A 12,908-nucleotide genomic window follows, 5' to 3' on the forward strand; every position below is an offset into this window, starting at 1 on the left:
TCTGCTACGAAATTAAAATATTTCCTTTTTCAATATTAAATCCTAGTAATTTTATAAGAATAGTTTATAATAAGATTAACAAAAGTAACGAAAAAGGATTGATGATAATGACAAAATTAAGAGATGAAGCGATCCGTTATATAAAAGTAAGTGATTCTACGAAACAGTATTATGATTTAACACCACAAGAAGCGAGAGCTATACGATTAGTACCAAAATGGATGTCACCTCAAAGTCCACAACTGGCGGCAATTGAGGATAGAAAAATATTTGTTCGCGATGGAGCTCAAATTAATGTGCGCATTTATAAACCTGTTTTGGACAAAAAACTTCCTGTCATTGTTTATTACCATGGAGGCGGTTGGGTTTTTGGCAATTTAGATTCTTCGGATGCTGGCTGTCAGCTATTAGCAGAAAAAGCTCAAGCAATCGTTGTATCGGTTGATTATCGCCTAGCACCAGAATACGCATTCCCAACACCGCTCTACGATGCCTATGACGCTTTAGTGTGGGTTTACGAAAACATCGGAAATTTCGGCGGAGATGCAGCAAACCTTATAATAGCTGGTGATAGCGCTGGCGGAAACTTAGCAACGGTTGTTGCCTACTTAGCTGCAACATTAAATGGACCAGCAATTAAAGCACAGGCACTTATTTATCCTGTAGTCAATGTTGATTTTACAACAGCTTCTTACAATGCTTACGGCAAACATTACGGCTTAGACAAACAAGGAATGCAATGGTTTGCAGGTCATTACACTGAAAAAGATAACTATATGGATCCACTTGTTTCCCCTCTTCAGATTGAGGACTTAAGTGTTTTACCAAAAACAATAATTATTGCTGCAGAGGCTGATGTCCTCTACGATGAAGGTCTTGCATACGCACAAAAGCTTACAGATGCCGGAGTGACTGTTGAACATGTAAATATGACTGGTTTAATCCATAGCTACTTTAGTAAAATGAATTTTTTCGAACAAGCAACTATTGAAACGGTAGAAAAAATTGCTGATTTTGTGAAATAAGTTTGTCTATCACCATAAAATAGTGCGATAATAGAGCAAAATGTTTTTTAAAGGATGACAACATGACACAAACAATTGCTTTACAAATTAACAACCCTTATTCTGATCAATTAAAAAAAGGCTATCCTCTTATTTCAAAAGATGCAGTTGATGCTCGCCATCTTCCAAAAGAAGAAGGAGCACTTCTGAGACTTACAGATAGTCATAACCGTTTTATTGGCACAGGATACTACGGCTTACAGAATAAAGGTATTGGTTGGGTACTAACAACCGATGCAAACGAAAAAATAGACAAAGCTTTTTTTACGAAAAAATTTAAAAAGGCCATACAAAATCGTGAAGCATTTTTCAACGATTCACACACAACAGCATTTCGAATCTTTAATGGTGAAGGTGATGGCATTGGCGGTTTAACAATTGACTATTTCGATTCTTACTATATGGTGAGCTGGTATAGCGCAGGCATATATTCATTTAAAGAAATAGTATATGAAGCCCTTGCAGAGACATTAAACTACCAAGCCATTTATGAGAAAAAACGTTTCGATACTAAAGGACAGTATATTGAACAGGACGATTTCGTAATGGGAACGCCAGGCGAATTTCCGATTATCGTAACGGAAAATAATATGAAATACGCTGTCAATTTAAACGATGGAGCAATGACAGGTATTTTCCTTGATCAACGCGAAGTGAGACTTGCCATTCGTGAACGTTATTCGGACGGTCAAAATATGCTAAATACATTCTCATATACGGGTGCATTTTCTGTTGCGGCGGCGCTTGGAGGAGCAATAAAAACAACAAGTGTAGATGTTGCAAAGCGTAGTTTAGCCAAAACAATTGAGCAATTTAGCGTCAATAATATCGACTACGAATCACAGGATATTAAAGTAATGGATGTCTTTAACTATTTTAAATATGCACAGCGCCACAATTTAAAATTTGACCTTGTCGTTTTAGATCCACCTAGTTTTGCACGTACGAAGGAAAGAACTTTCTCAACTGCTAAGGACTACCCTAAATTACTCGTAGATACAATCGCCATTACAGAGAAAAACGGTATTATTGTTGCTTCAACGAACAATGCAAGTTTTGGGATGAAAAAGTTCAAGAGCTTTATTGACCAAGCATTTAAAGAAAGCAAAACAGCCTATAAAATTGTTGAAGAATACAGCTTACCAAAGGATTTCCGTGCCCCACGCGAATATCCAGAATTCAATTACTTAAAGGTTGTTTTTATTAAAAAACTCAACTAAATGAACCTAGCCAGAATCACCACCATGTGATTCTGGCTTTTTGTTTAAGAAAAATAAACAGAAAACCTCTTTCATGTATTGTTGGAATTTTCTGAACGCCATATAATGTAATTTACAATTATAGTCCTATCACTATAACATGGGGTTGATTTCCGTTCCGACTGGGCTCTTCCCTGGAAGCGTCCAGTCGGAACGGAAATCAACTTATCTAATGGCATACGTTTAACATATGGCATTCTTAATTTTGATGATGTAAGTCAAATAATAAATTAATGGAGATGATTAAATGGTATATGTTCGTGAAAAGTTAATGATTACAACAGAAAGACTCGTTCTTAGATTATTTCAAACATCTGATGCAGGAACAGTTGCGAAGCTTTGTAATAACTATAATATTTATAAAAGCACCATGTACCTTCCTTTTCCATATAGTTCAAATGATGCATTATCATGGATGGAACATCATTACGATAATTTTACGGAGGATATTTCATACGAGTTTGCAGTTACAGATAAGGAAACTGGAGAATTATATGGAGCAATTGCATTATCGGATAATAAACATTTTAATCAAGGTGAAATAGCCTATTGGATTGGCGAGGAGTATTAGGGAAAAGGCTATGCCACGGAGGCGGCGCAGTTAATTGTAAAATTTGCTTTTGAAGAAAAGAAACTGCATAAAGTGTTTGCCCGATATTTTTCATCAAACCCTGCGTCAGGAAAAGTAATGGAAAAGATAGGCATGAAACAAGAAGGAATTTTAAAGGAACATATCATTAAAGACGGTAAATATGAGGATTTAGTGTATTATGGAATAATCAATGGATAGCCCTGTTTCTCAAGTGTTTCCGAACTTGAAACCCTACCGTTAAGTGACAAGAAAATTTGGACTAGCGGGCAAAAAAGTTGTAGATATTGACTAAATTATTTGAAGTTTAAGTTCCCGAATTTGGGGACCAAATACAAATTTAAGCCATACAATCATTTACTTTTTCTTTATGATATTTTGCAAATGCGGTGGAAGTTCAAAAGTTTCCATGTGTTTAAAATCTTTAAGTTTGACTTCATTTGGTGCTATAGAAAACGTTAGTTGTTCTCTACCTACTGGGTTATGTGCACCCAAAACTGGAGTGACTTCAAGGGTTACTGAAAACATAAAATTTGTTCCTATTCTTTCCAAATTTAAAATATTTATTTGATATGGATACACCAAAGGACTCTCTGTAAGATAATCCGAATAGTAATTAGAAACTGTTTCTTGGATCTTGGGTAATAATAGTGAAAAAAACGAGTCCATTACTATTTCTTCTTTTGACCCTTTAGCTGGCTGATAATATTCTGATTCTGCATAAGTTAATGTTGTTGAAAATAGAAATAACAGTAAAAAATAAGGAACTAGAATAATTTTTTTCATATTTGCACCTCCTTTTAATCTTTGGCCTTCGTTAGTAAAAGAGTTTTAAAGCTAAAGTAATCACTTTTGGGCTGACGGTTCAGGTTAGTTGAAGAAGAATGATTATATAATATAACAGCTTTTTCAACTTATTTGAAAAGGCTAAGGTTCACTCTTTTTTAGATTTTTCACGTTCATTTAATTTTTGTTTTTGTTTTAACCAAAAATCGGGTGGTTGATAACTAATTAAAGAATAATCAAGTTCAGCCCCATTCGTTGCTAACTGAATTAACAAAAATTTCTCCTTATTACTCGGGTGTATTTGTGCTGTTTTAATGCTTATTACCTCTACACCTGTTCGTTTAGGTGTTCCAACAACAACAACTTGATTTCCTTTTGTATAAACATCTGTAATATTTGTTTGGAACACAACTATATATAGGTCAAGGTCTGTTTCATTTGCATCAGTAGGAAAAATAATGCCTACTTCCTGTTGAAAATTAAGTTCAGCAGATATCCCGATGGCATAAAAAGGAAATATACGATGCAGAGCGTAGTGTATTCGAGAAGGAATATAGCTCCATCTCCCACCCCAATAAGTGCTATGCCATTGTTCATTAAATATTGGTCTAATATAGTTCGGTTCACTTTTTATTACTTTGAAAGGAATTTTCGTTCCTTCTTTTTCCACTTCTGAAATGGTGATGACATCGGTAGGGAAATGCACCTCTGTTCCTTTTTCAAAAGGGAATGGTGAGTCAAGAATAGTGGTAGGTTCAGGAGGTTCGAGTCTATTTAAACGTTGTTCCAATTCTTGAATTTGTTTATGTTCACTTTTGTCACTTTTCGATTGCGAGAAGGATAACTCCGAAGATTTTGCATTTATGGACTTACCGTAATCAAATAAGCTTAAAGTAATCAAAAAACAAATAATATAACCAATCTTTCTTTTTAACATATTCTAATCACCTCACCATATTTTCTGCTTTTACGAGTGAGCTATGCATAAGATTAGTTATTAAAGACGTAGATGTGTTAATTTTACAAGAATTAAAAAACCTTAATGAGCCTTACTACAATAAAATGTAGCAAGGCTCTACTATTTTTTATAGCAACATTAAATAACTTTATTATCACTTTACACCAATGTTGATTATAACAAAGCATTCTCCCGCTCAATGTAACTATAAAATAAAAGAGGCTTAAGAAGTATTTTCACTTCTTAAGCCACCAAAATTGCTCTTATAGATAATCCACAAACCAATCCCTAATATACTCTAGTCTATTGATTCTTAACGTTGGTTTTCCGCTCCTTGAAAGCTCATGATTAGCTTCAGGGAAACGAACAAATTTTGTTTCTTTTTTACGATGTTTCAAGGCGATAAATAATTGCTCTGCTTGTTCAATCGGACAGCGATAGTCTTTTTCGCTGTGTAAAATTAACAGCGGCGTCTCCACATTGTCCACATATTTCAGTGGTGAATGATTCCATAGCCTTTCTATATCGTCTAGTCCTGCCTGGATTTGCCAGTCATTGAAGTAATAGCCGATATCACTTACTCCGTAAAAGCTAATCCAGTTAGAAATGCAACGCTGAGTAACAGCTGCTTTAAAGCGATTTGTATGTCCAACAATCCAGTTTGTCATGAAGCCCCCATAACTCCCACCTGTAACACCGAGACGGTCTTGATCAATAAAATCATAGTGCTCCAATGCATAATCAACTGCTGCCATTAAATCATTATAATCATTGCCGCCATAATCACCACGGACTGCATCAACAAATTTTTGACCATATCCATGGCTTCCACGAGGATTCGTATAGAGAACCGCAAAACCTTGTGCAGCCAGGATTTGGCATTCGTTAAAATATGTGTTGGCATACATAGCGTGTGGACCGCCGTGGATTTCAAGAATAAGTGGATATTTCTCCCCTTCTTCATAGCCAATCGGCTTCATCATCCAGCCGCTTACTTTCCAACCATCTGCCCCTTCATATTCAACCGCTTCTGGAACAGACAATTCTCTCGTCTTTAAAAATTCTTCATTAACTTTAGTAAGCTGTTCCTTCTCACCAGTATTTAAATTCACGTAAAATAGATCGCCTGGATTTGTAGTAGTGCTGATTGCGACAACCGCTTTATCATTTTTATAATCAAGTGAAAAACCATATACATACTGATCATCATTTATTGCCGGATATAATTCTCCAGATAGATTACCAAAATAAATAGCTGTATTTCCGTGATCTGTCACTTGGAAATAAAAACTTTTATTATCCTCTAGCCATTGTACACGCGGAGCAACAACACCTTGCAGGAAATCACCAACGACAAAATCACCGACTGGCGCGTCAAATTCACTTGTTATACATGTCGTATTGCTATTTTCCAAATCATAAATCCATAGCTTTGCTTGTGTCGCATTTTCAAATTCTCTTTCACTTCCAACATAAGCAATGTAGCGGCTATTCGGTGACCATGATGTTTGATAAAACACCCCGGTTCTTTCCGTCAGCTTGCGACCATGTTTCGTCTCTAAATCCAATAAGTAAATATCATTTATAAATGAAAAATCTAGATCCTCTGTTAAGTCAGCAATGTAAGAAAGAAATTTTCCGTTTGGAGACCATTTACCAAGCTGTAAATTATGTTTCCCCTCCGTAACTAGCTCTAATTCTCCTGATTCAAGATGAACAATTGCAATTTGAGAAAATTGCTCCATATTAATAAACCCAGCAGAATCTGATTTATATTTCATATTTTCTATTTCAAGTGGTTTTAGTTCTTTGTCTTCTTTTTGATTCTTTTCAGCTTTATCATCAATGTTTTCATCTTTACTAAGCTTGACAGAGAAGGCAATTTTCTCTCCACAAGGAGACCAAGTAGGCGATGTCGCACCGTTTTTACAATTAGTAACTTGTTTTGCTTCCCCACCAGCTTTAGAAAGCACAAAAATTTGTGGCTTGCCACTTCTCGTTGACACAAACGCTATTTTACTTCCAACTGGAGACCAAACAGGTGAACTCGTTTTATCTTCACCAAATGTCCATTGTTGAGGTTTTTTTTCATGCAAGTTTATGTAAAATAAATTAGACACATAGTCCTTTTTCTTCTCATCAATATGAGTCTCAACATACACAACTTCTGTTCCATCAGGTGATACTTGCGGATCTGCCACCGATTTTAATTGATATAAATCTTCTGGTTTTATCCCTTGTTTCAATGTCATATTTAATAGCCCCTTTGTGTTGAAATTTCATTACCTAGTATAATATTTCGCCACCCTAAATATTATACCTGCTTTTAAAAGAATTTTTTTATCTCTAAAAGGATTTTTACATTGGCGAGAATTCCAACAGGTGAATTGCTACATATATTTATTTTTGAGAAGTGGATAAATCAGATCGGCTGGGACAAAAAAACCTCAATAATATAGAGCCCGAAAAACTTTATGAACAGTAAGGTTTTCCGGGCTTTATATTTGAACATATAAATTTCGATAAAAGAAAGGACACCTTCTGATAATTTTAAGTTACCACACTATACCCAATTGGAAAGAAGTGACCTTATGTTGAAAATTATAAAATAATTTGCTAGTTTTGTTTCAACCTCCTGATTATACTAGCATTTTGGATTTTTATACTCCTTCTCGAAAATATAAAAGGTATTTTACTTTTTATTTATTCGGGAATGTAACGTCCAATTTAACAGTTGACGTTGAAGTCATTCCAGTTACCGATACTTTTACTGAAGACCAAGCTCTTGGGCTACCATCTCCACCCCCAAACATATTCCATCCAAATCCAGTAGAATAATTGAAACTATTTGACGTTGGTTTTTTTGTAGGAAGGCTAGTACCAAGTGCAGAACCAGAATGTGCGTTAACTGTTCTATTTGATAATCCATACATTTGGTGGCTTGTAGTCCAACCACCATATACTTTATTTAATTTAATCTCTGTGTTATTTGATCTTAAATTATACTCAGCGTATAACCTAGCAGTGATTCCAGATTCAGTAGTTGAACCCCCACCAATATCATAAGGAGTAATATTTAGAGAGTTCTGATTTTCTATAGGAATAAAAACATCATAACCAAAAACTTCTGATTCATTGTCAGACTCGAAAGATCTAACTTTCAGATTATTCTCCAAAATGATTGGATCTAAAAATTTAGTTTCTCCCGTTTCATCATTAGTAATACTAACTTTAACTTGAGCATCATCTAGTAGCTTAGAGTTTGCTAAATCATCTCTTGCATAACTTGTACCCATTGACAAAAATCCGAAAAGAGACAGTGCAAAAATAGTATTAAAGATTTTTTTGAACATATTATTATCATCCCTTCTTTGGTTTTCTATATCTCAACATAGAATTGTCTAAAAAGGGAGAATTTTCCGAAAAATGCTTTAACTAAAAATTAATTTGTATACAATATATCCAATAAATAACACTAAAATCAATACTACTGTATCTTTCCAACCCATACCAGTTAAATTTCCACCAACTCCTCTATTTACTCCATCGTTTAGAGATCCAGTAGGATTATTTTTTAATTCACTTTGTCTTAAACGCTCTCTTTTTTCTTCCGGTGTTTCCTTTTCCTTTGAATCCATGTGGCAAACACCTCCCTAAAAATTATTTTGCTAGCAGAAAGAAATATACATAATTACAGTTATTTTGAATGTACACGAATCCAAAGTTTTATCTCCATTCATAACTATCTTCCCCTTTACAGTTCACTAAATTTTAATATTGCAAATCATATCTTTATTACTCCAAATAACCATAATTAAAATTAATCCAAAAAAATTAAATAATTTTCTAAATAATATAATTGGACATAGTAATTGGGACCAAATAAAGAAGAATGTAACCTGTATTAAATTAATTCTTGACTTTTAAAAAAAGAATTTCGACTTATAGCTCCCACTTCTCTTTAGCTCTGTTGAAGATTTGAATCCGAGATAAATAGTTGTACACCCATTTAAGTAACGACCTAAGCGGCAACTTTTGTGGCATCATTGATTGAGCTTCGAAGCGAATGACCTCTGCTGCCAAATCGCCATTAAAAGCATCACCCTCCCTAGTATTAATGCTCCAAATATCTATACCCATTATCATCCTCTCCAAACTCTTTTCCTTAATACAGATAATAATTGGCCTTTTATCAAAATATCTTTCTCCAAGCCTAATATGTTGGCCATTTTAGCAACTGCAGGCGGCTTCAGCATACTTACTTCTGATATCACATCATTATAAAAAATATGCTCTGGATCATCATCTGCCCATAATTTTTCGATTTGCCATAACAACAAATCGAGAGAAATAATCCCTGACATATTCCATATCGTGCGTAATCGTAATAACTGTTTTTCCCTTTCCCTCTAATTCGTCTAAAAAGCTTACATAATAAATCTAAACCGATCTTACCCAACTGTCGGCTCATCTAAAATTATCACATCGGAATCCATTGCCAAAATGGAAGCAATGGTAATAAATTTACGGACGGAATAGGGAAGTTTATAAGGATTTTTGTGAATATAAGATCTCATTTTGAGAAAACGTTTTCTCAACAACCATATCATGACATAGTCAAATCGTCATTACTTTTTTCAGAAAAATCAGAAAATAACCAATGCAATATTTGTAGATTTAAGTATTAGGACATACACACTATACGAAATATTTTTAATTCCAATTCTGTTACAATGTTAGTAAATGAATGAATAGAAACGAGGATCTTTTTATGCATGTAACAATTGGAGTACTTGCTCATGTGGATGCAGGAAAAACAACATTTTCTGAGCAGTTACTATTTCATACAAACAGTATTCAAGCCAGAGGACGAGTGGATCACCAGGATACATTTTTAGATAACCATGAACTGGAGCGTCAGCGAGGCATTACGATTTTTGCGGAGCAAGGTCGCATGTCGATTGGAAATGATACGTATACGTTAATCGATACACCCGGACACGTCGATTTTTCACCAGAGATGGAACGTGCTATTCGAGTTATGGATTATGCCATAATTATTGTTAGTGCGGTTGAAGGACTACAAGGTCATACTGAAACAGTGTGGCAACTTTTACGCCAATATCACGTCCCTACCTTCTTCTTTATTAACAAAATTGACCGTGAAGGGGCAGATGTTGAAGCCGTTATGACACAGCTTCAAAAGAATTGCTCTGAGGATGTACTATTCGTAGATGAACCGCTCCGTTCGGACTATGTTTCAAATCACATGATGGAGTGGCTTGCTGAACGTGATGAACAACTTCTCGATGCTTTTCTTAATGAGAAGTTGGATAACTCTAGCTGCCTTACTCATTTACATACGATGATTAAACAGGAAAAAGCCTTTTTATGTTTTACTGGCTCTGCCTTAAAAGATATTGGAATAAAGGAATTCCTGGCACAGCTGCCTCTACTTACAAAGACACAATATAATAACAAAGCTCCATTTCAAGGTGAGGTGTTTAAAATTCGTCACGATGGGCATCAACGCTTAACTTTTATCAAAGCATTGCAAGGAACGTTACACTTGCGTGCTGAGTTTTCATTTGGTGAAGAGACAGAAAAAGTGACTGAAATTCGGCTATACAATGGTAGCCGTTATGTAACAACTCAAGAAGTCGAAGCTGGGGAAATTTTCGCAGTAAAAGGGATTAGCCAAGCAAACATCGGCGATATCATTGGTTATTCAGGTAACCCGCAGCCCTATGAGTTAGTACCGACTTTACAGGCAAAAGTACAATATGAAGGCGATCAGCATATAAAGGAAGTTCTAAAAATTTTCCGTACACTTGAAACAGAAGAGCCGTCATTACGTGTACTATGGCATGAAAAATTCCAAGAAATTCATGTACATATTATGGGTGTCATCCAACTTGAAGTTCTTATCGAAGTACTGCATAAACGCTTCTCGCTAGACATTTCATTTAGCGAACCACAAATTTTGTATATGGAAACTATAGCAACCACTGTGACAGGCTATGGTCATTTTGAACCTTTAAAGCATTATGCAGAAGTACATTTATTGATGGTGCCAAATACACGCGGTACTGGCAATACATTCATCAATGCTTGTCATGCGGATGATTTATCGGTTGGGCATCAACGACTCATTGAAAAACATCTATTTGAGCGTGATCATCATGGGTTGCTAACTGGATTCCCTGTGACAGATATTCGCTTCACTCTCTTAACAGGACGCGCACATATCAAACATACCGATGGTGGCGATTTCCGCGAGGCAGCATTCCGTGCATTGCGGCAAGGACTGGAGCAAGCAGAAAATGTATTATTAGAGCCGTATTACCGCTTTAAACTTAAAGCTCCTAGTGATTTTATCGGCCGCATGATGACTGATATTCAACAAGCCGCTGGCACATTTGACGCACCAACCTTAACTGAAAATGATGCGATTTTAACTGGTCGAGCACCCGTCGCAACATTTATGAGCTACAGTACAACCTTTGCCGCCTACACCAATGGAAAGGGCGTACTTTCTCTACAATTTGATGGCTATGATGTATGTCACAATTCAGAAGACATTATTGCACAAATTGGCTACGACAAGAATGCCGATCCTGAATATACATCCACTAGTATTTTTTGTGCAAAAGGTAAGGGCTACTCCGTTCCATGGCAGGAAGCGCAAGCTGCGATGCATTGTATTGACTAAATTCATAAAAACAGGACATGATTTTTCTCATTGTCCTGTTTTTATGTTTCGTGCGGATTTACTATACTTTTATGGGTAACTACTAGCTTTGCGCGAGTATTCCAGTCTACTTCCGCGAGTATTCGCTCTGCTTCCGCGAGTATTCCACTCCCTTCCGCGAGTATTACACTCCCTTCCGCGAGTATTCCACTCCCTTCCGCGAGTATTCCACTCCCTTCCGCGAGTATTCGCTATGCTTCCGCGAGTATTCCAGTCTACTTCCGCGAGTATTACACTCTCTTCCGCGTAAGTATTCTACTCTCTTCCGCGAGTATTACACTCTCTTCCGCGAGTATTCCACCCCCTTCCGCGAGTATTCGCTCTGCTTCCGCGCGAGTATTCCACTCCCTTCCGCGAGTATTCCACTCCCTTCCGCGAGTATTCGCTCTGCTTCCGCGAGTATTCCAGTCTACTTCCGCGAGTATTCGCTCTGCTTCCGCGAGTATTCCACTCCCTTCCGCGAGTATTCCACTCCCTTCCGCGAGTATTCCACTCCCTTCCGCGAGTATTCGCTATGCTTCCGCGAGTATTCCGCTCTGCTTCCGCGAGTATTCCACTCTCTTCCGCGAGTATTCCACTCTCTTCCGCGAGTATTCTACTCTTTTCCGCGAGTATTCTACTCTTTTCCGCGAGTATTCCACCCTCTTCCGCGAGTATTCGCTATGCTTCCGCGAGTATTCCACTCTCTTCCGCGAGTATTCCACTCCCTTCCGCGAGTATTCGCTCTGCTTCCGCGAGTATTCCAGTCTACTTCCGCGAGTATTCCAGTCTACTTCCGCGAGTATTACACTCTCTTCCGCGTAAGTATTCCACTCTCTTCCGCGTAAGTATTCCACTCTCTTCCGCGTAAGTATTCCACTCTCTTCCGCGAGTATTCCACTCTCTTCCGCGAGTATTCCACTCCCTTCCGCGAGTATTCGCTATGCTTCCGCGAGTATTCCGCTATGCTTCCGCGAGTATTCCGCTATGCTTCCGCAAGTATTCTACTCTCTTCCGCGAGTATTTCACCCTCTTCCGCGAGTATTCGCTCTGCTTCCGCGAGTATTCCACTCTCTTCCGCGAGTATTCAACCCTCTTCCGCGAGTATTCCACTCCCTTCCGCGAGTATTCCAGTCTACTTCCGCGAGTATTCCACCCTCTTCCGCGAGTATTCCACTCTCTTCCGCGAGTATTCCACTCTCTTCCGCGAGTATTCCACTCTCTTCCGCGAGTATTCCACTCTCTTCCGCGAGTATTCGCTATGCTTCCGCGAGTATTCCGCTCTGCTTCCGCGAGTATTCTACCCTCTTCCGCGAGTATTCCACCCTCTTCCGCGAGTATTCCACTCTCTTCCGCGAGTATTCCACCCTCTTCCGCGAGTATTCCACTCTCTTCCGCGAGTATTCCACCCTCTTCCGCGAGTATTCCAGTCTACTTCCGCGAGTATTCGCTCTGCTTCCGCGCGAGTATTCCACCCTCTTCCGCGAGTATCCTTCCATACGCGGGTTTCGATCTTCACCTA

At 37.6% G+C, this 12,908-nt stretch carries 13 protein-coding genes and 1 pseudogene; 4 read left to right on the forward strand and 10 right to left on the reverse strand.

Features of this window, described 5'->3' with window-relative positions:
• Positions 1-107 precede the first annotated feature (107 nt).
• The 3 genes and pseudogenes from JNUCC51_RS00650 (at position 108) to JNUCC51_RS00660 (ending at position 3,113) form a co-directional block, all read left to right on the forward strand.
• Positions 108-1,025, forward strand: a complete 918-nt coding sequence (locus tag JNUCC51_RS00650) for an alpha/beta hydrolase (protein WP_337990358.1) — start codon at positions 108-110, stop codon at positions 1,023-1,025.
• A gap of 62 nt (positions 1,026-1,087) precedes the next feature.
• The gene (locus tag JNUCC51_RS00655) at positions 1,088-2,284 is read left to right on the forward strand and encodes a class I SAM-dependent rRNA methyltransferase (RefSeq protein WP_337990359.1); all 1,197 of its coding nucleotides are present in this window, start codon (positions 1,088-1,090) and stop codon (positions 2,282-2,284) included.
• 286 nt (positions 2,285-2,570) lie between these two features.
• Positions 2,571-3,113 (forward strand): annotated as a pseudogene (locus tag JNUCC51_RS00660) (GNAT family N-acetyltransferase).
• 156 nt (positions 3,114-3,269) lie between these two features.
• Here JNUCC51_RS00660 and JNUCC51_RS00665 read toward each other — a convergent pair.
• From JNUCC51_RS00665 to JNUCC51_RS00695, 7 genes are all read right to left on the reverse strand, one after another.
• A complete protein-coding gene (locus JNUCC51_RS00665) occupies positions 3,270-3,698 on the reverse strand; it encodes a DUF3888 domain-containing protein (RefSeq protein ID WP_337990360.1) in 429 nt (142 codons plus the stop codon).
• Positions 3,699-3,846: 148 nt separating this feature from the next.
• The gene (locus JNUCC51_RS00670) at positions 3,847-4,635 is read right to left on the reverse strand and encodes a hypothetical protein (RefSeq protein ID WP_337990361.1); all 789 of its coding nucleotides are present in this window, start codon (positions 4,633-4,635) and stop codon (positions 3,847-3,849) included.
• 284 nt (positions 4,636-4,919) lie between these two features.
• Positions 4,920-6,908 carry a S9 family peptidase gene (locus JNUCC51_RS00675; protein ID WP_337990362.1) on the reverse strand — a complete coding sequence of 663 codons (1,989 nt, stop codon included), beginning with the start codon at positions 6,906-6,908 and terminating at the stop codon, positions 4,920-4,922.
• Positions 6,909-7,355: 447 nt separating this feature from the next.
• Complete coding sequence (locus tag JNUCC51_RS00680; protein WP_337990363.1) at positions 7,356-8,009, reverse strand: hypothetical protein; 654 nt, start codon at positions 8,007-8,009, stop codon at positions 7,356-7,358.
• Between the two features lie 78 nt (positions 8,010-8,087).
• Complete coding sequence (locus tag JNUCC51_RS00685; RefSeq protein ID WP_337990364.1) at positions 8,088-8,294, reverse strand: DUF6366 family protein; 207 nt, start codon at positions 8,292-8,294, stop codon at positions 8,088-8,090.
• Positions 8,295-8,598: 304 nt separating this feature from the next.
• Positions 8,599-8,796, reverse strand: coding sequence for a hypothetical protein (locus JNUCC51_RS00690; RefSeq protein WP_337990365.1), 198 nt, complete (start codon positions 8,794-8,796; stop codon positions 8,599-8,601).
• A gap of 2 nt (positions 8,797-8,798) precedes the next feature.
• The gene (locus tag JNUCC51_RS00695) at positions 8,799-9,020 is read right to left on the reverse strand and encodes a hypothetical protein (RefSeq protein ID WP_337990366.1); all 222 of its coding nucleotides are present in this window, start codon (positions 9,018-9,020) and stop codon (positions 8,799-8,801) included.
• A gap of 407 nt (positions 9,021-9,427) precedes the next feature.
• Between JNUCC51_RS00695 and JNUCC51_RS00700 the strand changes: the two genes are divergently transcribed.
• On the forward strand, positions 9,428-11,368 hold the full coding sequence (locus tag JNUCC51_RS00700; protein WP_337990367.1) for an elongation factor G: 1,941 nt from the start codon (positions 9,428-9,430) through the stop codon (positions 11,366-11,368).
• Between the two features lie 551 nt (positions 11,369-11,919).
• On the opposite strand, the gene JNUCC51_RS00705 is transcribed toward JNUCC51_RS00700, so the two are convergent.
• The 3 genes from JNUCC51_RS00705 to JNUCC51_RS00715 all read right to left on the reverse strand — a co-directional run bounded on the left by JNUCC51_RS00705 (position 11,920) and on the right by JNUCC51_RS00715 (position 12,885).
• Positions 11,920-12,243 carry a hypothetical protein gene (locus tag JNUCC51_RS00705; protein ID WP_337990368.1) on the reverse strand — a complete coding sequence of 108 codons (324 nt, stop codon included), beginning with the start codon at positions 12,241-12,243 and terminating at the stop codon, positions 11,920-11,922.
• Positions 12,244-12,349: 106 nt separating this feature from the next.
• A complete protein-coding gene (locus JNUCC51_RS00710; RefSeq protein WP_337990369.1) occupies positions 12,350-12,499 on the reverse strand; it encodes a hypothetical protein in 150 nt (49 codons plus the stop codon).
• A 146-nt stretch (positions 12,500-12,645) separates the two neighbouring features.
• Entirely contained in the window at positions 12,646-12,885 is a 240-nt protein-coding gene (locus tag JNUCC51_RS00715; RefSeq protein ID WP_337990370.1) for a hypothetical protein, read from the reverse strand.
• Positions 12,886-12,908 lie beyond the last annotated feature (23 nt).

Source organism: Lysinibacillus sp. JNUCC 51 (genome assembly GCF_015999525.1).
GTDB lineage: Bacteria > Bacillota > Bacilli > Bacillales_A > Planococcaceae > Lysinibacillus > Lysinibacillus xylanilyticus.

Coding starts and splice junctions, on each gene's coding strand:
- JNUCC51_RS00650 (WP_337990358.1), top strand. CDS start 108: ATGACAAAATTAAGAGATGAAGCGATCCGTTATATAAAAGTAAGTGAT.
- JNUCC51_RS00670 (WP_337990361.1), bottom strand. CDS start 4,635: ATGTTAAAAAGAAAGATTGGTTATATTATTTGTTTTTTGATTACTTTA.
- JNUCC51_RS00715 (WP_337990370.1), bottom strand. CDS start 12,885: ATGGAAGGATACTCGCGGAAGAGGGTGGAATACTCGCGCGGAAGCAGA.
- JNUCC51_RS00655 (WP_337990359.1), top strand. CDS start 1,088: ATGACACAAACAATTGCTTTACAAATTAACAACCCTTATTCTGATCAA.
- JNUCC51_RS00665 (WP_337990360.1), bottom strand. CDS start 3,698: ATGAAAAAAATTATTCTAGTTCCTTATTTTTTACTGTTATTTCTATTT.
- JNUCC51_RS00685 (WP_337990364.1), bottom strand. CDS start 8,294: ATGGATTCAAAGGAAAAGGAAACACCGGAAGAAAAAAGAGAGCGTTTA.
- JNUCC51_RS00695 (WP_337990366.1), bottom strand. CDS start 9,020: ATGTCAGGGATTATTTCTCTCGATTTGTTGTTATGGCAAATCGAAAAA.
- JNUCC51_RS00680 (WP_337990363.1), bottom strand. CDS start 8,009: ATGTTCAAAAAAATCTTTAATACTATTTTTGCACTGTCTCTTTTCGGA.
- JNUCC51_RS00690 (WP_337990365.1), bottom strand. CDS start 8,796: ATGGGTATAGATATTTGGAGCATTAATACTAGGGAGGGTGATGCTTTT.
- JNUCC51_RS00700 (WP_337990367.1), top strand. CDS start 9,428: ATGCATGTAACAATTGGAGTACTTGCTCATGTGGATGCAGGAAAAACA.
- JNUCC51_RS00675 (WP_337990362.1), bottom strand. CDS start 6,908: ATGACATTGAAACAAGGGATAAAACCAGAAGATTTATATCAATTAAAA.